The organism is Kitasatospora humi, from assembly GCF_020907985.1.
GTDB classification, from domain to species: Bacteria; Actinomycetota; Actinomycetes; order Streptomycetales; family Streptomycetaceae; genus Kitasatospora; species Kitasatospora humi.
Genome location: NZ_JAJJPA010000004.1, coordinates 243,792 through 263,440, shown reverse-complemented (window position 1 = coordinate 263,440; position 19,649 = coordinate 243,792). Strand labels below are relative to the sequence as shown.

The 19,649-nt window shown below is 73.7% G+C and carries 15 protein-coding genes; 3 read left to right on the top strand and 12 right to left on the bottom strand.

What is annotated here, in order from left to right:
* Window positions 1-374: 374 nt before the first annotated feature.
* The 5 genes from LN042_RS06915 to rsmI form a co-directional block, all read right to left on the bottom strand.
* Window positions 375-1,292 (bottom strand): 4-(cytidine 5'-diphospho)-2-C-methyl-D-erythritol kinase, encoded by a 918-nt coding sequence (locus LN042_RS06915; protein WP_230049440.1) that lies wholly within the window; start codon window positions 1,290-1,292, stop codon window positions 375-377.
* A complete protein-coding gene (gene rsmA, locus LN042_RS06910; RefSeq protein WP_230049438.1) occupies window positions 1,289-2,173 on the bottom strand; it encodes a 16S rRNA (adenine(1518)-N(6)/adenine(1519)-N(6))-dimethyltransferase RsmA in 885 nt (294 codons plus the stop codon). Before rsmA ends, LN042_RS06915 begins: the two co-directional genes overlap by 4 nt.
* A gap of 130 nt (window positions 2,174-2,303) precedes the next feature.
* A complete protein-coding gene (locus LN042_RS06905) occupies window positions 2,304-3,179 on the bottom strand; it encodes a TatD family hydrolase (protein ID WP_230049437.1) in 876 nt (291 codons plus the stop codon).
* A gap of 69 nt (window positions 3,180-3,248) precedes the next feature.
* Entirely contained in the window at window positions 3,249-3,737 is a 489-nt protein-coding gene (locus LN042_RS06900) for a hypothetical protein (RefSeq protein ID WP_230049435.1), read from the bottom strand.
* A 270-nt stretch (window positions 3,738-4,007) separates the two neighbouring features.
* Complete coding sequence (rsmI, locus tag LN042_RS06895) at window positions 4,008-4,853, bottom strand: 16S rRNA (cytidine(1402)-2'-O)-methyltransferase (protein ID WP_230049433.1); 846 nt, start codon at window positions 4,851-4,853, stop codon at window positions 4,008-4,010.
* Window positions 4,854-4,955: 102 nt separating this feature from the next.
* On the opposite strand from rsmI, the gene LN042_RS06890 reads away from it, so the two are divergent.
* Together LN042_RS06890 and LN042_RS06885 are read left to right on the top strand one after the other, a co-directional pair.
* Window positions 4,956-6,812, top strand: coding sequence for a dolichyl-phosphate-mannose--protein mannosyltransferase (locus tag LN042_RS06890; protein ID WP_372495680.1), 1,857 nt, complete (start codon window positions 4,956-4,958; stop codon window positions 6,810-6,812).
* Between the two features lie 138 nt (window positions 6,813-6,950).
* The gene (locus LN042_RS06885) at window positions 6,951-8,714 is read left to right on the top strand and encodes a penicillin-binding transpeptidase domain-containing protein (protein ID WP_230049431.1); all 1,764 of its coding nucleotides are present in this window, start codon (window positions 6,951-6,953) and stop codon (window positions 8,712-8,714) included.
* A 56-nt stretch (window positions 8,715-8,770) separates the two neighbouring features.
* Here LN042_RS06885 and LN042_RS06880 read toward each other — a convergent pair whose 3' ends face one another.
* The 7 genes from LN042_RS06880 to LN042_RS06850 form a co-directional block, all read right to left on the bottom strand.
* Complete coding sequence (locus LN042_RS06880; RefSeq protein WP_230049429.1) at window positions 8,771-10,405, bottom strand: N,N-dimethylformamidase beta subunit family domain-containing protein; 1,635 nt, start codon at window positions 10,403-10,405, stop codon at window positions 8,771-8,773.
* Window positions 10,406-10,510: 105 nt separating this feature from the next.
* Complete coding sequence (locus tag LN042_RS06875; RefSeq protein WP_230049427.1) at window positions 10,511-11,821, bottom strand: glycosyltransferase 87 family protein; 1,311 nt, start codon at window positions 11,819-11,821, stop codon at window positions 10,511-10,513.
* A gap of 229 nt (window positions 11,822-12,050) precedes the next feature.
* The gene (locus LN042_RS06870) at window positions 12,051-13,538 is read right to left on the bottom strand and encodes an APC family permease (protein WP_230049425.1); all 1,488 of its coding nucleotides are present in this window, start codon (window positions 13,536-13,538) and stop codon (window positions 12,051-12,053) included.
* A gap of 132 nt (window positions 13,539-13,670) precedes the next feature.
* Complete coding sequence (locus LN042_RS06865; RefSeq protein ID WP_230049424.1) at window positions 13,671-15,164, bottom strand: penicillin-binding transpeptidase domain-containing protein; 1,494 nt, start codon at window positions 15,162-15,164, stop codon at window positions 13,671-13,673.
* Window positions 15,161-16,513: an FtsW/RodA/SpoVE family cell cycle protein gene (locus tag LN042_RS06860; protein ID WP_230049422.1), complete on the bottom strand. Its 1,353-nt coding sequence runs from the start codon at window positions 16,511-16,513 to the stop codon at window positions 15,161-15,163. The genes LN042_RS06865 and LN042_RS06860 overlap by 4 nt, the downstream gene beginning before the upstream one ends.
* 57 nt (window positions 16,514-16,570) lie before the next feature.
* Entirely contained in the window at window positions 16,571-17,293 is a 723-nt protein-coding gene (locus LN042_RS06855; RefSeq protein ID WP_230049420.1) for an ABC transporter, read from the bottom strand.
* Window positions 17,290-18,276 (bottom strand): ABC transporter ATP-binding protein, encoded by a 987-nt coding sequence (locus tag LN042_RS06850; RefSeq protein WP_230049510.1) that lies wholly within the window; start codon window positions 18,274-18,276, stop codon window positions 17,290-17,292. The genes LN042_RS06855 and LN042_RS06850 overlap by 4 nt, the downstream gene beginning before the upstream one ends.
* Before the next feature lie 94 nt (window positions 18,277-18,370).
* On the opposite strand from LN042_RS06850, the gene LN042_RS06845 reads away from it, so the two are divergent.
* Window positions 18,371-19,585 (top strand): aminoglycoside phosphotransferase family protein, encoded by a 1,215-nt coding sequence (locus LN042_RS06845; protein WP_230049418.1) that lies wholly within the window; start codon window positions 18,371-18,373, stop codon window positions 19,583-19,585.
* Window positions 19,586-19,649 lie beyond the last annotated feature (64 nt).

Genomic DNA, 19,649 nt, shown 5'->3' with positions numbered 1-19,649 from the left:
AAGGGTAGTGGGACGGCGCGGCTGACCCCGCGTGGTGGTCGGCGGTGGGTGGCGCGGGGGTGTGCCGTGCCCGCCTGGGTGCTCAAGGCGCCTGCCCGCCTGGGCGTTCGAGGCACCTGCCTGCCTGGGCGTTCAAGGTACCTGGCCGCCTGGGTGTTCAAGGTACCTGCCCGCCTGGGCGTTCAAAGCACCTGCCCGCCTGGGTGCTCAAGGCACCTGCCCGCCTGGGTGCTCAAGGCACCTGCCCGCCTGGGCGTTCAAAGCACCTGCCCGCCTGGGTGCTCAAGGCACCTGCCCGCCTGGGCGTTCAAGGCAGCAGCGGGTTCGTTCGAGGCAGGAGCGGGCGAGCACCCAGCGAGTGATGCCGGTGCCGGTCAGGCCGCGACGATCCTCGCGCCCGGTACCGGGCCGTGGGTGGCGTGGGCGGTGCGGCAGGTGCCGGAGGCGGTCAGGGCGTCGGCGACGGCCTGCGCACCGGCGGCGTCCTTGGCCAGGAAGGCGCAGGTGGGGCCGGAGCCGGAGACCAGGGCGGCGAGCGCGCCGGCGTCCAGGCCGGCCCGCAGGCAGTCGGCGAGGGCGGGGCGGAGCGAGAGCGCGGCGGCCTGGAGGTCGTTGGTGAGCGCGTCGGCCAGGGCGGCCGGGTCGCCCGCGGCGAGGGCGGCGAGCAGTTCGGCGGACGGGTCGGGGGTGGGCACCTCGGCGGCGCTGGAGCCGGTGCCGGCCGCCTCGCGCAGCCGGTCGCACTCGCGGAACACGGCCGGGGTGGAGAGGCCGCCGTCGGCGACCGCGAAGACCCAGTGGAAGGTGCCGGTGACCGGCAGCTCCTCCAGCAGCTCGCCCCGGCCGCGTCCCAGGGCCACGCCGCCGAGCAGCGCGAACGGCACGTCGGAGCCGAGTTCGGCGGCGAGCTCCAGCAGCACCGGCAGCGGGGTGTCCAGCTGCCAGAGCGCGTCGCAGGCGACCAGGGCGGCGGCTCCGTCGGCGCTGCCGCCGGCCATTCCGCCGGCCACCGGGATGGCCTTGTCGATGTGCAGGTGCACGTGGGGCTCGATGCCGTGGCGGGCGGCGAGCAGGCGGGCGGCGCGGGCGGCCAGGTTGGTGTCGTCGAGCGGCACGACGCCGGCGTCCGGTCCGGTGCAGCTGAGCGTGACGCCTTGGCCGGGGGTGGCGGTGACCTCGTCGCCGAGTGCGACCGCGAAGAAGACGTTGGCCAGGTCGTGGAAACCGTCGGCGCGCAGGCCACCGACTCCCAGCTGGACGTTGACCTTGGCGGGCACCCGGACAGTGATCACTTGGACGGTTCCTCGGGCTTGTGCTCGGCGATGGCGGCGAACTGCTCGACGGTCAGCATCTCACCGCGCAGGGTGTGGTCGATCCCGGCGGCGGCGATGGCCTGCTCGGCGGCGGCCGGCGAACCGGCCCAGCCGGCCAGCGCGGCGCGCAGCGTCTTGCGGCGCTGGGCGAAGGCGGCGTCGACCACGGCGAAGACCTCGGCCCGGCTGGCGGTGGTGGTGGGCGGCCGGCGGCGGACCAGCGAGACCAGGCCGGAGTCCACGTTCGGGGCGGGCCAGAAGACGTTGCGGCCGATCGCGCCGGCCCGCTTGACGTCGGCGTACCAGTTGGCCTTGACCGAGGGCACGCCGTAGACCTTGCTGCCGGGCTTGGCGGCGAGCCGGTCGGCCACCTCGGACTGCACCATCACCAGGGTGCGCTCGATGCTGGGGAAGGTGGCCAGCATGTGCAGCAGCACCGGGACGGCGACGTTGTACGGCAGGTTGGCGACGAGTGCGGTGGGGGCCGGCCCGGGCAGCTCGGTGACCTCCATGGCGTCGCTGAGCACCAGGTCGAAGCGGTCGGCCGCGGCCGGCATCCGGGTGGCGACGGTGGTCGGCAGGTGCTGGGCCAGCAGCGGGTCGATCTCCACGGCGGTGACGTGGGCGGCGACTTCCAGCAGCGCCAGGGTGAGCGAGCCGAGACCGGGGCCGACCTCGACCACCGCGTCCTCGGCGATCACCCCGGCGGCGCGGACGATCCGGCGCACGGTGTTGGCGTCGATCACGAAGTTCTGACCGCGCTGTTTGGTGGGGCGGACCCCGAAAGCGGCGGCCAGTTCGCGGATGTCGGCGGCGCCGAGCAGGTGACTGTCGGAGGAGGCGGGATCAGTGGTGCTCACCGGGTAAGGCTACCGGCCGTGCCGGGGCAGGGGCTCAGCAGCCGAAGGCCCGGCCGGGGCAGCGGCTCAGCAGCCGAAGGCCCGGCCGCGGCAGGGGCTCAGCAGCCGAAGGCCCGGCCGGGGCAGGAGCTCAGTAGCCGAAGGCGCGGGCGGTGTTGGCGGCGATCGCCGTGCACAGCTCGTCCTCGCCGAGCCCCAGCGTCTCGGCCATCGAGCGGACCGTGACCGGGATCAGGTAGGGCGCGTTGGGCCGGCCGCGGTAGGGGTGCGGGGTGAGGAAGGGGGCGTCGGTCTCGACCAGGATCCGGTCCGGCGGCGTGACGGCCAGTGCGTCGCGCAGCGGCTGGTTGGCCTTGAAGGTGACCGGTCCGGCGAACGACAGGTACCAGCCGTGCTCGGCGCAGAGCTTGGCCATCGCGGCGTCGCCGGAGTAGCAGTGGAAGACGGTCCGCTCGGGGGCGCCCTCGGCGAGCAGCACCTCGATCACGTCCTCGTGGGCGTCCCGGTCGTGGATCACCAGGGCCTTGCCGTGCCGTTTGGCGATCTCGATGTGGCGGCGGAACGACTCCTTCTGGATCTCCACCCCCTCGGGGCCGGTGCGGAAGTAGTCGAGGCCGGTCTCGCCGACGGCGCGCACCTGCGGCAGGGCGGCCAGCCGGTCGATCTCGGCCAGCGCCTCGTCCAGCGCGGCCGAGCCGCCGGGCGGGCGCCGCCGGCCCGACCAGGCGTCCGGGTCTCCGAGCACGATCCGCGGTGCCTCGTTGGGGTGCAGCGCGACGGCCGCGTGCACCTGTTCGAACTCGGCGGCCAGCTCGGCGGCCCAGCGCGAGCCGGGCAGGTCGCAGCCGACCTGGACCACCGTGGTGACGCCCACCGAGGCCGCCTTGGCCAGCCCCTCGGCCGGGGTGCCGGACTGCATGTCGAGGTGGGTGTGGGAGTCGGCCACCGGCACCGCGAGCGGGGCGGGCAGCGGGGGCGGGGTGGAGCGGTCGTCCTTGGCAGCCATGGCCCAGAGCCTAGCCGGGCCCCGCCGCGCCGACGGGGCCCTTGGGTGCCGGGGGTCCGCAGACGGACGCTACGAGCGCGGCAGCCAGAACTGGTACCAGTGCCGCCGCAGCCGACGGGGCCTGCGGGCACCGTCGTCGGCGGGTCCGGCCAGCCCGGCGTACTGCGCGTACGGGTTGGACACGAGCGCGTCCGGCGGTTCGGCGTAGAACGCGTAACCTGGCGCCGCGTACGTCGAGGACCTGCGGGTGCTGGCCACCCGGCCTTCCCGCATGATCCGCACGGTGTGGCCGCCGCAGCCGGGGCAGGTCGGCTGGAGCAGCGGGGAGGGCACCCGGACCCCGTTGGCGCGGTAGAGGATCTTCTGCTTGCCGTCGCGGTCCTTGTGGTGCTCGATCTGGTACGCCTGTTCCCAGCCGTACCCGCAGTTGAGGCAGACGAAGGAGTACGCCTCACGGACGGTGGGGACGGGTCCCCGGGCCGCATCGGCCTGCAACGTCGAAGGGCCGGTTGCCGGGGTGCCGCCGCCCTGCTGCGGGCTACCGATTGTGTCGCTCATCGCGGTCTCCCTGCGCCCGCCGGACGGTCGTCCGGGCGGGTCTTTCCATCCGATGGAATGCCCAACGGGCCCGTTGCGATGCCCGACTTGCCGAGAATTGGCGGGGAGTTGGGGATCCCTGTACGAAGGGCCGACGAAGCCGCAGCTCAGCCGGGGTTTCTCAGGTCCTCGCTTTACCTGGCGCCCGATTGTGTGGGGGTGCCTCTGACGTCCATCACTCCACGGTACGCGCCCGGATCGGGTCGGGCGAGGTCCGTCCGCGCGCGGTCGTCACGCGGTGTGCTTGGCAGCCACCACCGCGTCGAAGACCTCCCGCTTGGGCAGTCCGAGCTCGGCGGCGACCGCCGCGATGGCCTCCTTGCGGCGCTCCCCCGCCGCCTCCCGGTCTGCCACCCGGGCGGCCAGCTCGGCGGGGGTGAGCTGCGCCGGGGCGGCGGGCGGGGCGCCGCCGACCACCACGGTGATCTCGCCCCGCACCCCGTCGGCGGCCCAGGCGGCCAGTTCGCCGATCGGACCGCGCTTGACCTCCTCGTACGTCTTGGTCAGCTCCCGGCAGACCGCGGCCGGGCGGTCGGCGCCGAACGCCTCGGCCATCGCGGCCAGGGTCTCGGCGATCCGGTGCGGGGCCTCGAAGAAGACCATGGTGCGCGGTTCGGCCGCGATCTCGGCCAGGGCCCGGGCCCGGTCGCCGGTCTTGCGCGGCAGGAAGCCCTCGAAGGTGAAGCGGTCGACCGGCAGCGCGGACAGCGCCAGGGCGGTGAGCACGGCGGACGGGCCGGGCACCGCGGTGACCCGGATGCCCGCCTCGACGGCCGCGGCGACCAGCCGGTAGCCGGGGTCGGAGACCGAGGGCATCCCGGCGTCGGTGACCAGCAGCACCCGGGCTCCGCCGGTGAGCGCCTCGACCAGCTCGGGGGTGCGGCCGACCTCGTTGCCCTCGAAGTAGGAGAGCACCCGCCCGGCCGGGGTGATCCCGAGCGCCTGGGTGAGCCGGCGCAGGCGGCGGGTGTCCTCGGCGGCGATCACGTCCGCCTCGGCCAGCTCGGTGAGCAGCCGGGGCGGGGCGTCCGAGACGTCGCCGATGGGGGTGCCTGCGAGAACGAGTACTCCTGTCACAGGGCCATCCTGTCAGGCCCGGCGCGACCGGCCCAACGCGTATCGGGACGTTCCGGGCAGCTGCCCGGCACGAGGCCTCGGCTCCCGGTTCCCGCCCCTACGATGTGGCGGGTGACTGGCGAGACGGGGGCCGAGACGACGGTGGTCGAGACCACCGCGGGAGTCGGCCCGGTGGACGAGCAGGACCTCGGCGACGCGGCGATACCCGGAGCCCGCGCTCCCTGGGTGCGCCGGCTGGCCGCCTTCGGCTACCGGGCGCCCGCGCCGGTCCCGGCGGCGCAGCGCCTGGTGCCCCCGATGCCGGACGGGCCCGGGGTGACCCCGGCGGTGGTGGCTCCCTCGCCGCTGCTGCTGCGGGTCGGGATCCGTCTCCCGGACGGCCTGTGGTCCTGGCTCTGCCGCTGGTCGGGGTGGCTGGGGCCGCTGCTGGTGGCGCTCTTCGGCGGGCTGCTGCGGTTCTGGCACCTGAGCAGCCCCGACGGGATCATCTTCGACGAGACGTACTACGCCAAGGACGCCTACGCGCTCTGGCACGGCGGCTTCGAGACCAACTGGCCGGACACCGCCAACGCCCAGATCGTCGGCCACCCGCAGGTGATCCCGTTCAAGTCCGATCCGGCGTTCGTCGTCCATCCGCCGGTCGGCAAGTGGATCATCGGCCTGGGTGAGCACTTCTTCGGCATGCATCCGTTCGGCTGGCGGTTCATGGTGGCGCTGCTGGGCACCGCCTCGATCCTGATGATCGCCCGGATCGCCCGCCGGCTGTTCCGCTCCACCCTGCTGGGCTGCGTGGCCGGGCTGCTGCTGTCGGTGGACGGCCTGCACTTCGTGATGAGCCGCACCGCGCTGCTCGACCTGATCGTCATGTTCTGGATCCTGGCCGGGTTCGGGTTCCTGCTGCTGGACCGGGACCGCACCCGGGCCCGGATCGCCCGCCGCCTGGGCGACGGCCCGGACGCCGCACTGGCCCACCGGATGCGGCTGGGGCTGCGCCCGTACCGGCTGGCGGCCGGGGTGTGCGTCGGACTGGCCTGCTCCACCAAGTGGAGCGGGATGTACGTGGCGGCCTTCTTCGGCCTGATGACCGTCTTCTGGGACCTGGGCGCGCGCAGGCTGGCCGGGGCCCGGCGGCCGTACCGGACCACCCTGCTCCGGGACGGCCTGCCCGCCTTCGCCTCGATCGTGGTGGTCTCGGCCGGCGTCTACCTGGCCTCCTGGTCGGGCTGGCTGGCCAGTAGCACGAAGCCCGGCATGGGCGGCTACGGGCGGGACTGGGCGGTGGGCCGGCGCGGCATCTCCACCGAGTACGTCACGCTGCCGTTGGCCGGCAGGGTGAAGATGCCGTTCCGGGTGGACATGACCTGGGTGCCGGAGGGCCTGCGGTCCCTGTGGCACTACCACTCGCAGATGTACGACTTCAACGTCAACCTGCACAGCCCGCACCTGTACCAGTCCAACCCGTGGAGCTGGCTGGTGCTCGGCCGCCCGGTCTCCTTCTACTACCAGTCGCCCAAGTTCGGGCAGAGCGGCTGCTCGGCGAGCGAGTGCGCCTCGGAGGTGCTGGCGATCGGCACCCCGCTGCTCTGGTGGGCGGGGGTGGCGGCGCTGGCCTACTGCCTGTACCGGTGGGCGCTGCGCCGGGACTGGCGGGCCGGGGCGGTGCTCTGCGGGCTCGGCGCCGGGTTCCTGCCGTGGTTCGAGTACCAGAGCCGGACCATCTTCCTGTTCTACGCGGTGGCCTTCGTGCCGTTCATCGTGCTGGCGGTGACCATGCTGGTCGGCGCGCTGATCGGACCAGCCGGGGCGACCCCCGAACGGCGGCTGGTGGGCAGCGCGGCGGCAGGTGTGCTGGTGCTGCTGATCGTCTGGAACTTCCTCTACTTCTACCCGCTGTACACCGGTCAGGTGATTCCGATGGACGACTGGCGCGCCCGGATGTGGTTCACCAGCTGGATCTAGCAACGGACCGCACCCTTGAACCGACGGACTGTCAGGGTGTGTACCAGCTGTGTCACGAGCACCCTCCTCCGGCAGGACCACCGAAATCCTGTGCTTAGGCTGTGTTGTCCCATTCACTCGTCCTCCGGGAGCAGCACCATGCGTCAGGGCGCCAAGGCCGCCGTCATCAGTGCCGTCGCGGTCGTCATCGTGGCCGCCGGCGGCTATGGAGCGTATTCGCTGGTCGGATCCGGCAGCAGCAAGGGCAGCTCGGCCGCACCGCCCCGCCACGTGGTCGCCGAGCCGCCGTCGCCCGACCTGGCCGCGACCGGGGAGAAGGACTTCCTGGCCGCCTGGTCCTCCGGCAACCTGGACGCGGCCAGCAAGCTGACCGACGACCCGGCCACCGCGCTGACCGCGCTGACGGCGTTCCAGAACAACCTGAAGCCGAGCGCGCTGACCCTGACGCCGGGTGCCCAGACCACACCGTCGGCGTTCGCCTCCGCGACCGCGCCGCCGCCCGGCTCGGTCACCGCGCCGTCCGCGAAGCCCACCGCCGCCGGGTCGCCGTCGGCCTCGGCGTCCCCGTCGGGTGCGCCCGCCGACCAGGTGCTGATGAACTTCAAGTCCAAGGTGGAGTTCGCCAACACCACCAACGTCTGGAACTACACCGGCTACGTCGGCATGGTGAAGATGAGCGACGGCAAGGCCGCCGTGCACTGGGCGCCGACCGTGCTCCACCCGCAGTTGGGGCCGGGCGAGACGATCACCACTCAGCAGGTGTTCAACCCGCCGACCAAGGTGACCGACCGCAACGGCCAGTCGCTGGCCCAGTTCCCGTCGCTGGCCGGGGTCCTGCAGAAGTTCCAGTCCGGCACCACCACCGGCGACCCGGCCGACGCCGGCACCGGCGTGGTGATCACGGACGACGCCGGGAAGAACAAGCCGGAGCCGCTCTTCACCATCATCGACCCCAAGCCGGGCAAGCCGATCAAGCTGACCATCGACGCCGGCCTGGAGGCGGCCGCCCAGAAGGCGGTGGACGAGCAGTACGCCAACGGCCAGGGCAAGATCCCGAACGCCGGCATGGTGGCGATCGAGCCGAGCACCGGCCACGTACTGGCGATCGCCAACGCCCCGGCCACCGGCTTCAACCTGGCCTTCATGGGCGTCACGGCGCCGGGCTCCACGATGAAGATCATCACGGCCACCGCGCTGCTGCAGGCCGGGATCGACCCGAACGCCAACATGCCCTGCCCGGACCACATCACCACCGGCCAGACCTACAAGAACGACTTCCCGGACGCGCACAACGAGTACACCTTCACCCAGGACTTCACGGTCTCCTGCAACACCGCCTTCATCAAGCAGGGCCTGGCCACCCTGAAGTCCGGTGACCTGGCCCAGACGGCGCTGGACTACTACGGCATCGGCCAGAACTGGAAGACCGGCATCACCGACGCCGACGGCAGGATCCCGGGCCCGGGCCAGAGCAAGGACGAGACGGCCGGCGAGTTCATGGGCCAGGGCAAGATCACCATGAACCCGCTGGCGATGGCCTCGATCGCCGCCACGGTGGAGAGCGGCACCTTCAAGCAGCCGATCCTGGTGGACGGCATGCAGCAGCAGCCGGCCGCCAAGCAGCTCTCCCCGGACGTGCTGAACAAGCTGCGGGCGCTGATGAAGAGCGTGGTCACCGACCCGTCGGGCACCGGCTTCAAGGCTTTCCAGGGGATCACCGGCAACCTGATCGGCGGCAAGACCGGCACCGCCGAGACCCAGCCGAACGTCACCCCGAACAGCTGGTTCACCGGCTACCGGGACAACCTGGCGGTCAGTGCCGAGGTGCTGCAGGGCAACTTCGGCGCCGACGCGGCGGCCCCGGCGGTGGCCGAGGTGCTGAAGGTCGGCAACAACGGCTGACCGGGCGACCGAGGTGCGCTGACGGCCGGTCCGCTGACCGGCCGTCAGCGCTTTCCTCAGTGCCCGGACCCGTAGACCGCCGTCACGTTGTCCTGCGGCGGGTGGGCCCTGCCCGCCGGGCCGGCCGCGAACGCCTTCAGCAGGTTGGTGGTCACCTGCTGGGTGTAGGCGCCCGCCCGGGCGTCCATCGAGTGGTCGGCCCCCGAGCTGCCGTCACCGGTGGCGTCCAGCGCCTCCACCCAGCGCATGGTCCCGCTGGCGAAGACCCCGGCGCCACTGGGGGCGGCGTAGAAGGCGGTGTCGCTGTAGCTGTGGCGGCCCTCGCAGACCACCGGTGAGTGCGCCAGCACCTCGATCGGCCGGGGCGTGCTGAAGCCCGGGTTCACCCGGTCGTACTCCACGCCGACCAGATGGGCGAAGCTGTCCCCCGCCTTGGCCCCGGTGCCCTCCAGCAGCCAGTGCCCGGGGTTGGTCACCACGTAGGGCGCGTCCACCGGGTAGCCGTCGTAGATCACCCCGAGCAGCGAGCTCTCCGGGTCGGCGCCGGGCTCCGCCCGGTAGTCGTTGGTGGGCGGCTTGCCCGCGCTGAACCCGGGGTCCTCCTGGTAGGCGGTCTTGTAGCAGACCACCTGCCGGTCCGGGCCGGTCGGCGAGGGCTCGTACCGGACGCGCCGGAAGCAGCAGTTGGCGCCCAGGACGGCCACGTTGGTCCCGGCGTCGCGGGCCGCGGTGACGTGGGCGCGTTGCTCCGGCGACCAGTACTCGTCGTGCCCGAGCGAGAGCACCGCCAGGGCGCCCTTGAGCAGGTCGGGGGTGCCGGCCAGGTCGGTGGAGGTGGTGTAGGCGAGCGGCAGCCCGAGCTTCTCGGCCAGCGCGATCAGCGGCGCCTCATAGACCAGGAAGAGCCCGGCGCCGTTGTCGTACTGGTACGGGCGGTCGAAGGAGACCACCAGGGAGCGGGTCGCGTAGGCGCCGTTCGGCCCGTTGTAGAGGTTGTAGCCGCCCCACTCGTTGTAGGCCTGCCAGGTGGCCACCGCGTTCACCACCACCAGCTTGCCCGCGGTGCTCGCCGACCGGACGGTGATCGGCACGTAGCGCTGGCCGGCTCCGCCATCCGCGTCCAGCCGCAGCAGGTAGCTGCCCTCCGGCCAGCCGGTGGTGTCCACCTGGGTGCTGCGCGCCCAGTCGGTGGCCACCATCCTGGTCGCCCGGTCCGTCGAGGCGGCGGACTGCCGGCTGCCGGGCAGCCGGTCGGACTGCCAGACCTGACGGCCCCGGGCGCCCCCGTAGTCGCCCATCCGATAGGCCGTCACCCGGTAGCCGGGCGCGGTCGTGGAGACGTGCAGGCCAAACGTTTCTCCAGGCAGCACGCTCACCCGGTCCGCCCAACCCTCGATCGCCCGGTCGGGTCCGGCGTTGCCGATCCGCCAATCGGGGCTGCCGGGCCGGTCGTTCTCCCGCTGGGGTGCGGTGGCGGCGGCGTGCGGCGAGGAGGAGGCGGTGGCGGCCGGTGTGCCGGCCGCCACGCGGGCCTTGGCGCCGGTCGGCCCGCCCGTCCCGCAGGCCGCCAGGCCGGCGCCCGCCGCCGCGGCCCCCGCCAGCCCGAGGAAGCGCCGCCGCCCGGGCCGCCACCGCCCCCGCACCGGCCGCTCCCCGGCCGGCTGCTGCTCGTCCGGACGCTGCTCGGGCATGCGGATCCTCCTGGGCTCGGGCGGGCTGACGCCGGGTCGACACCACCGGGAACGTCCGGCGCCCGAACGCCGGTTCCCGTGCTGCTCACGGACCGTCAGCCCGGTTCAGCGGCAGACGGTGCTGCTCTCCCGCTCCACCGTAAGGGCCCGCCGCGCACCCCGCCCGTTCCGGCTCCGGACGGCCAGCCGGGGCCACCCGACCAGCACCGCCGGCAGCGCCAGGTAGCCGAACCGGGCGGTCGGCGCCATCAGGAAGGCCACGGTCAGCCCCGCCGCCAGCCGGTCCGCCGCGGCCACCGCACCGGTCGGCGGCCGCAGCAGCACCCAGCCCGCCACCGCCGACCCGCCCACCAGCAGCAGCACCAGCGCGGCGACCCGCCCGGCCGGCCCCAGGTCGGCGAGCAGCTTGCCGGGCAGCGGGCTGCCGGCCGGGGTGTGCACCGCCGTCAGTCCCAGCGGGTACCGGACCACCTGCAGCCACAGGTCCTGCGGCCTGGTCAGCGCGAACGGCAGCAGCACCGCCAGCACGGCCGACACCGCGATCACCGCCGCCCGCACGGCCGGCCGCCACCCGCCGCGCCGCCGCAGCAGCAGCACGGCGACGGGTAACGCCGGCCAGACCGTCCACTTGAGCGCGCAGGCCAGTGCCAGCACCGCGCCCGCCGCGGTGGCCCGGCCCCGGGCGGCCAGCGCCAGACCCAGGCAGCAGATGCCGATCAGCGGCAGGTCCACCCCGCCCACCGCCAGGCTGAGCGCGATCACCGGAGAGCCGGTGAGCAGCAGCAGCGGCAGCACCACGGAGCGCCACGGGCGGCAGCCGAGCAACCGCCAGCTGCCCGCCAGGCCACCGAGGAAGGCGAGCGCGAACCAGAGCCGGGCGTCCCCGAGCAGCAGCGCCGCCGGGCCGGCGCGCCCTAGCAGCGCACGGGGCAGCCCGAAGAGCGCCATCCCGGGCAGGTAGGGGTCGAACTCGGTGACGGCCGCCGGGTGCGGCAGGTAGGGGGTGCCGGTGTGCAGCAGCAGCCGGGCGGAGCGCTCGACCACCCCGACCTCCGACTGCGCCCGGCTGCGCACCGCCAGCACCGCCAGCGGCAGCAGCACCGCGCCGAGCAGCGCGACGGCGGCGGCCACCCGGGCGGCGATCCGCCGCGGCAGCAGCACGGCCGCCCCGGCGAGCAGGTACGCGGGGGCGGCGAGGGTGCCCCAGAGCCGCTGGTTGGCCAGCCGGGAGAGCAGCGGGAAGGCGGCCGCCCAGCCGGCCGCGACCAGGCAGAGCAGCAGCCGCACCGAACGGCGGCGGCCCGCCCGGGTGGCCGTGGCACGCAACCGCCCCCACCCGGTGGACGGTCCGGGCTCCCACCCGGCCGGCCTCTGGTGCGGCAGGCGGGGTCGTCCGGCGGTACGCGCGCTCACCATGGTTGGCAGGGTAGGGCGGCGCACTACCGGCCGTCTGCGGCCACACGGGTGACGCGGCGCCCCTCGGGCGGGCAACACGGCTGACGCGGCACCACCTCGGGCGGGCCACACAGGTGACGCGCCGCCGCCCCGGGCGGGCCACACGGGTGATGCGGCGCCGGCGAGGCCGGCTCGTCGGGTGCTCCCGCGAGTGACCCCAGCACCCGCCGGGCGCCGGTTCGCCCGGGTGCTACTCGGCCGCGCCGACCGCCACCGGCTCCGGCTCGCGCGCCGTCGCCGCCTCAGCCTCCGCCTCCGCCGCGCCCAGCCGGGAGTGCCGGATGCCGTAGCCGAAGTAGCCGGCCGCCGCGATCAGCAGCGCGGCACCGAAGAACACGAAGGTGATCGGGTGCAGCCCCTTGATCAGGTAGGCGCAGAAGCCGACGCTCAGCACCGGGACCACCGGGTAGCCCGGCACCTTGAAGCCGCGCTCCAGGCCCGGGTTGGTCCGCCGCAGGATGATGACGCCGATGCTGACCACCGCGAAGGCCACCAGGGTGCCCATCGAGGTGAGGTCGGTCAGGATGTCCAGCGGCACGAAGGCGGCCAGCAGGGCCACGCCGGTGCCGACCACCAGGGTGTTCCAGACCGGGGTGCCGGTGCGCGGGGAGACCTTCGCGAACTTGGCCGGCAGCAGCCCGTCGCGGCCCATCGAGTAGAGGATCCGGGTCTGCCCGTAGATCACCACCAGGGTGACGCTGAAGATCGAGACGATCGCACCGAGCGCGAACATCAGGGCCGGCCAGCTCTGCCCGGTGAGGTCCTGCAGGATCTGCGCCAGCCCGGCCTCCTGCCCGTCGAACTTCCTCCAGGGCTGGGCGCCGATCGCGGTGAGCGCCACCGCGACGTACAGCAGGGTGACCACGACCAGCGAGATCACGATGGCCAGCGGAAGGTTGCGGCGAGGGTTGCGCACCTCCTCACCGGCGGTGGAGACCGCGTCCAGGCCGATGAAGGAGAAGAAGATGCTTGAGGCGGCCACCCCGACCCCGGACCAGCCGAAGGGCATGAAGTCGTGCAGGTTGCCGGAGTGGTAGCCGGTCAGGCCGATGGCGACGAAGGCCACCAGCACCACGATCTTGACGCCGACCATGATCGCGTTGACCCGGGCGGACTCGCTCACCCCGCGGACCAGCAGGAAGGTGACCATCGCGACCAGCACCACGGCGGGCAGGTTGAAGTAGCCGCCGTCGCCGGGCGGTGCGGCCAGCCAGTCCGGGATCCGGAAGCCGAAGGCCAGGTCGGTGAACTTGTTCAGGTACTGCCCCCAGCTGACCGCGATCGCCGAGGCGGACACCCCGTACTCCAGCAGCAGGCAGATCCCGACGCCGTAGGCGGTGGCCTCGCCGAGGGTGGCGTAGGCGTACGAGTAGGAGGAGCCGGAGACCGGGATCGCCGAGGCCAGCTCGGCGTAGCAGAGCGCGGTCAGACCGGCGGTGACCGCGGCCAGCACGAAGGAGAGCACCACGGCCGGGCCGGCCTCGGGGACGGCGGAGCTCAGCACGAAGAAGATGCCGGTGCCGACGGTGGCGCCGATGCCGATCGCGGAGAGCTGCCAAAGGCCGATCGACCGGCGCAGCTGTCCGCTGCCGCCCTTGCCGGCGCTCTCGGCGATCAGGGCGGCGACGGGCTTTCGGCGCAGCAGGCTGTGGCCGAGGCCGGTGGTGGTACTGGACACGTTCGCTGCGCTTTCTTGTCTTACTTATAACGACTTCCGTATAAATATACCCCAGGGTGAACAAGTCACCCGAAGTCCCCGCGGCGACGGGCCTGCGGACCCGGAACCTCCGGGTCTACGGATCCCCGCTGCCTACGGGCTCAGTACCGCCTGCATCACCGCCTTGGCGATGGGCGCGGCGAGCGAACCGCCGGTGACATCGGTGGCGGTGCTGTCCGCGATCACCACCGCCACGGCCACCGGCGGCACGTCCGAGGAGCCGCTCGGCTTGGCCCAGGAGATGAACCAGGCGTACGGCACCGCGCTGTTGCGCACACCGTGCTGCGCGGTGCCGGTCTTGCCGCCGACCGTGGCGCCCGGGATCGCCGCCGGGCCGCCGGTGCCGTTGGTCACCACGTCGGTCATCAGCTGCTGGACCTGGCCGGCCACCGCCGGGCTCATCGCCTGCCGGTACGGGCGCGGCCGCATCAGCTGCACGGTGCTGCCGTCGGACTGGGTGAGCTTGTCCACAAGCTGGGGATACATCACGGTGCCGTTGTCGGCGACCCCGGCCGCGACCATGGCCATCACCAGTGGAGTGGCCGCGGTGTCGAACTGGCCGATCGAGGAGAGCGCGAGCTGCGACCGGTCCATCGCGGTGTCGAAGTTGCTGCGGGCCGCCCGCACCGGGATGTCCAGCCTGGGATCGTTGAAGCCGAAGTCCTGCGCCACCGCGACCATCCGGTTCAGGCCGGTCTGCACCCCGAGGTAGCCGAGCACGCTGTTGCAGGACAGCGCCATCGCGGTGGCCAGGTCGAGGCCCGCCACGTCGCAGGAGCCGGTGTCGTTGACCAGCGGGGTGGTGGTGCCCGGCAGGACGTACGGATGGGAAGCGGTGGTGGGGGCGTTGATGTCGGTGACCACGCCGGCCGACAGGGCGGCGGCCGCGGTGACCACCTTGAAGGTCGAGCCGGGCGGGTAGGTCTGTCGCAGCGCCCGGTTGAGCATCGGCTGGTCGCTGTCGCTCTGCAGTTCGGTCCAGGCCTGCTGGTCCGCGCTGGACGAGCCGGCGAAGCTGCCCGGGTCGTAGGACGGTGTGCTGGCCAGTGCCAGGATCCGCCCGGTGGCCGGCTCGATCGCGGCCACCGCGCCCTTCTGGCCGTCCAGCCCGGCCATCGCGGCCCGCTGGGCGGCCGGGTCGATGGTGGTGTGGACCGCGCCGCCGGGGTTCTGGTGGCGGGTGATCGCGTTCCAGACCGCCCAGCCGTCCAGCCGGTCGTCGGTGCCGCTGAGCAGCGCGTCCTCGGTGCCCTCCAGTTGGGTGTTGCCGTAGAGCTGCGAGGAGAAGCCGGTGACGGCGGCGTAGGTCGGGCCGTCGGTGTAGGTGCGCTTGTAGTCGTAGCGGCCGCCGGTGGCCACCGAGCCGGTGACCGGCTGCCCGCCCACCAGGATGGGGCCGCGCGGCTGGCCGTAGCGCAGGATCGCCTTGCGCTGGTTGGCCGTGTTGTCGTTGTAGCCCTTGGCCTGGAAGTACTGCACCCGGGTGGCCTGGGCCGCCAGCAGCACCACCAGCAGCAGGCAGAAGGTGCCGGCCCGGCGGGCGGTGATCCGGATGCCGGGGCGCCGCCCGGAGGCGTCGGGCGTCATGCGACCCTGAGCAGGGTGCGGCGGGCCTGGTCGCTGAGGCGCACCAGCAGGGCCACGATGATCCAGTTGGTCACCACCGACGACCCGCCCTGCGCGATGAACGGCAGGGTGGCTCCGGTCAGCGGGATCAGCGCCAGCACTCCGCCGGCCACCACGAAGAGCTGCAGTCCGATGATGGTGGCCAGCCCGATCGCCAGCAGCCTGCCGAACGGGTCGGTCAGCGCGATTCCGGTCCGGAAGCCGCGGGAGATCAGCAGCGCGTAGAGCAGGAAGAGCGCCAGCAGGCCGGTCAGGCCGAGCTCCTCGCCGATGGTGGCCAGGATGAAGTCGGACTTGGCCGCGAAGCCGATCAGGATCGAGTGCCCCTTGCCGAGACCGGTGCCGAGCAGGCCGCCCCAGGCGAAGGCGAACAGCGACTGAGCGATCTGGTTGGCGCCCTGCCCGGCCTGGATGGAGGCCAGCGGGTGCAGCCACTGCTCGACCCGGGCGTGCACGTGCGGCGAGAGCCAGCCGACCACCGTCACGCCGGCGGCGGCCAGCAGCAGGCCGATGACGATCCAGCCGATGCGGGCGGTGGCGACGTAGAGCATCACCACGAAGATGCCGAAGTAGAGCAGCGACATCCCGAGGTCGGTCTCCAGCACCAGCACCCCGATGAAGACCGCCCAGACCAGCAGCACCGGCCCGAGCACCCGCCCGGGCGGCAGCCGCAGCCGCCAGACCTGGCGGCCGGTCAGCGCCAGGGTGTCCTGGTGCACCGCCAGGTAGGCGGCGAAGAAGATCACCAGCAGGACCTTGGCGAACTCCCCGGGCTGGATGGAGAACGAGCCGACGGTGATCCAGATCCGCGAGCCGTAGACCGCCGGGAAGAAGATCGGCAGGACCAGCAGCACCAGGGCGACCAGCGCACCGCTGTAGGCGTAGCGGCGCAGCCACCGGTGGTCCGGCAGCAGCACCAGCACCAGCCCGAAGAGCCCCACTCCCAGGGTCGACCAGAGCAGTTGGGTGGGCGCCGCCGAGCTGTGCGGGGTGGCCCGGTCCAGCCGGTAGATGACGACCAGTCCGATCCCGTTGAGCAGCACGCCGATCGGCAGCAACAGCGGGTCGGCGTACCGCGCCCTCCAGCGCACCAGCAGGTGGGCCAGCAGCGCCAGGCCGCCCAGGGCCGCGCCGTAGCGGAGCGCGTCGGCGGGCGGGCGGCCGTCCAACTCGGCGCCGACCTCGACGTATCCGAACACCGCGATCCCCACCGCCCCCAGCACCAGGAACAGTTCGACGGTCCGGCCGCTGGACGGGCGCGGCCCTGCCGATCGGGGCCGGTCGGCCGCGACGGCGGCGGGGAAGGCCATGCGGGGCCTCCGGCGGTGGACGGCTGGGGGCTGGTCAGGATGACGTCACGATAGACATCACTCGGTCCGCCGTCCGGCCAGCCACGCCGAGCCGGCCCCGACCAGAGCGGCCGGCACCGCGGCGGTGACCAGCGCGAGCACCGGCAGCTCCACCCGGGCCAGCCGGGAGCCGGTGACCAGGGCCCGCACCGCCTGGTTGGCCGGCGAGCCCGGCATCACCAGCACCAGCACGGAGAGCCCCAGCGCGCCCAGCATCCCGTAGCCGGCGCGCAGCAGCACCGGCCGGTGGCAGAGCGCGCCGACGGCCAGCCCGGTGAGCACACAGGTCACCGCGGCGAGCAGGCCGGCCAGCAGGGCACCCGGCACGGACACCTGGTGGCCCGGCGTGGGCGTCCCCCCGGCCGGGGGCTGGGGGATGGCGGTGGGCCCGCTGAGCGCCCAGACCGCCGCCGTTCCGAGCACCGCCAGCAGCAGTCCGGCCAGCAGCGCCGCGAGCAGCGCGGCGAGTTGGACGCGGGCCGCGCCCCGCGCGGCCACCAGCACCGCCCGGGCCGCATGGGGGTACCCCCGGCCGGAGGCTGGGGGAGGATCGGCCAGCGTGCTCCGGGCGTACCAGGCGGTCACGGGCACCAGCAGTGCGGCGTTCACGCCGAGGCTGTCCAGCAGCGGGCTGCCGGTCTGCACGCCGACGGCCAGCAGCAGCGCGTAGCCGAGGAACGGCGGCAGCCAGCGCTGCGAGCGCAGCAGAAGCTCCACCTGATAGCGGGTCAGCGCCGTCATCCCCGCTCCGCCGCCGTCCGAGGCTCCGCACTCGCCCGCTCCGCCACCGTCCGAGTCTCCGAACTCGCCCGTGCCACCAGCGGCTTCGCTTCCGGACCCGACTGTGCCGCCACGCGCGTCACCTCCAGGATGTGCGCCGGCGCGGACCCACCGAGCAGTCGGCGCAACAGCGCGTCCGAGTGCTCGGCGGCCACCAGCAGCCGCACCGTGCCGTCCGGCTGCGGCCTGCGCTCCGGGGTGCCGGGCAGCAGCTCGGGCAGCTCGGCGGTGGCGGCGACCAGCAGCTGCATCCGTCCCCGGTCTTCCCCCGGGGGCGCCCCCGGGCCGGGGGCCGACGCCGCCGGCACCTCACGCGCCGTCACCCGCCCGTCCTGGACCAGGTAGGCGGCGGTGGTCAGCCCGGCGAGGCGATGGGGGTACCCCGGGCCGGAGGACGGCGGAGGATCGTGGTCCACGAAGAGCACCGTGCCGCCCTGTCCGGCGCGTTCGGCCGCCGCCTCGTCGAGCACCGCCCGGGCGGCCTGGTCGAGCCCGGTCCACGCCTCGTCCAGCAGCAGCACATCGGCCTCGGCGAGCAGTGCCTGGGCGACGGCCACCTTCTGGCAGGTGCCCTTGGAGAGCCGGTTGAGCGGGGTGCCGGCCCGGTCGGCGATCCCGAACCGCTCCAACCAGTACGCGGTCCGCTCGGCCGCCGTCCGGGCGCTCAGCCCGTGGATCCGGCCCAGCCGGCAGAGGTAGTCGCCGGCGTCGAACGGCAGCGCGGGCGGGAACCGTTCGGGCACGTAGGCCCGCCGACCGGACGTCTCGATCCGCCCCCGGCTCGGCGGCTCGATCCCGCCGACCAGCTTGAGCAGGGTGGACTTGCCGCTGCCGTTGGCGCCCTCGATCCGCACCAGCGCACCGGCCGGCAACGTCAGCTCCAGATCGCGCAACACCCATGGTCCACCGCGTCGGTAGCGCTTGCCCACCCCAGCGAGTCGCAGCCCGGTCACTCGCCGCACCCCCCTTCGAAATTCGCTCGCCGACCACCCGTTCGACCAGCAGACTGCCCCGGTGAACAGTGCTACCGATCGTACGGTGAACGTCCTGCTGACCCATCACGAACGGCAGTTGGGGGTGGTCGGACCGTTCCCGGTGGACCGGCCGCGCTGGCACGACGTGGCGCCGGTGAACCAGCACCTGGCCGAACTGCTGGGCGTGCCGACCGTGGTGCTGCGCCTGCTGGACGTCCGGGGCGGGGGCGGCGGACGCGGCGGCCTGGTGAGCTACCACGCCGAGCTGCTGGCCGAGCCGCCCGCCGACCTGGTGCTGCGGCCCGCCACGCCGGCCGAGCGGGAGGCGCTGCGTCCGCAGCCGCACCGCGCCGGGTACGCCACCGCCGCCGGGGTGCGGGCCGCGCTGGACTGGGCGGAGCAGGCGCTGGCGGCGGCCGGCCGCCAACCCACGGGTCCGGTCGAGCAGGTGAAGACCTGGAACCTGGCCGGGCTGTTCCGGCTGCCCACCGCCGCCGGGCCGGTCTGGCTGAAGACGGGGCGGCAGTTCGCGGTGGACGAGGCCGCGGTGATCGCCCTGTTCGCCTCGGTGGACCCGGAGTCGACCCCGACGGTGGTGGCCGCCGATCCGGGCCGGCGTCTGCTGCTGCTCGACCACGTGCCCGGCGAGGACTGCTGGGGCCCGTCCGCCGAGGTGGTCGCCGACGCGGTGCCGCGGCTGGTCCGGGCCCAGGCCGCACTCGCCGCGAGCTACCCGGGCGGTGCCCCGGCCGGACTGCGGGACCGCACCCCGGCCGCCCTGGTCCCGGCCGTCGAGGCGCTCCTCGACGGCCCGGCCGCCGCCGAGCTGACCGCCGCCGAACTGGCCGACGCTCGCGCCCTGGTCGCCCGTCTGCCGCACCTGGTGGAGCAGTTGACCGCATGTGGGCTGCCCGACGTGGTGCTGCACGGCGACTTCCACCCCGGCAACTGGCGCTCCGACGGCCGCCGCACGGTGCTGGTGGACTTCGCCGACGCCTGTTACGGGCACCCGGCGATCGACGGGCTGCGGCCGAAGGAGTTCTGCTCCGAGGAGCGCTGGGCCCAGGCGGCCGCCGCCTGGTGCGAGAGCTGGCGCACCCTGGTGCCGGGTTGCGATCCGGAGCGGGCGCTGCGACTGGCCGCGCCGTTCGGGCACCTCGGCTACGCGGTGCGCTACCAGGAGTTCCTGGACGCCATCGAACCGAGCGAGCACCCCTACCACGCGGGTGACCCGGCGGCGGAGATCCGCAGCGCGCTGGCGGCCCTCGCGGCCGTCTGAGGCCGCCCCGGAGGCGACACGGACCCGGGGCTTGCGTGCGCGTGCGACCCCGGACCCGCAGGAT

Bases quoted from the DNA above. Each gene is read 5' to 3' on its own strand.
- LN042_RS06905 (WP_230049437.1), bottom strand. From the start codon at position 3,179: ATGGCTGCCAAGGACGACCGCTCCACCCCGCCCCCGCTGCCCGCCCCG.
- LN042_RS06900 (WP_230049435.1), bottom strand. From the start codon at position 3,737: ATGAGCGACACAATCGGTAGCCCGCAGCAGGGCGGCGGCACCCCGGCA.
- LN042_RS06890 (WP_372495680.1), top strand. From the start codon at position 4,956: ATGTGGCGGGTGACTGGCGAGACGGGGGCCGAGACGACGGTGGTCGAG.
- LN042_RS06885 (WP_230049431.1), top strand. From the start codon at position 6,951: ATGCGTCAGGGCGCCAAGGCCGCCGTCATCAGTGCCGTCGCGGTCGTC.
- LN042_RS06880 (WP_230049429.1), bottom strand. From the start codon at position 10,405: ATGCCCGAGCAGCGTCCGGACGAGCAGCAGCCGGCCGGGGAGCGGCCG.
- LN042_RS06875 (WP_230049427.1), bottom strand. From the start codon at position 11,821: ATGGTGAGCGCGCGTACCGCCGGACGACCCCGCCTGCCGCACCAGAGG.
- LN042_RS06865 (WP_230049424.1), bottom strand. From the start codon at position 15,164: ATGACGCCCGACGCCTCCGGGCGGCGCCCCGGCATCCGGATCACCGCC.
- LN042_RS06860 (WP_230049422.1), bottom strand. From the start codon at position 16,513: ATGGCCTTCCCCGCCGCCGTCGCGGCCGACCGGCCCCGATCGGCAGGG.
- LN042_RS06855 (WP_230049420.1), bottom strand. From the start codon at position 17,293: ATGACGGCGCTGACCCGCTATCAGGTGGAGCTTCTGCTGCGCTCGCAG.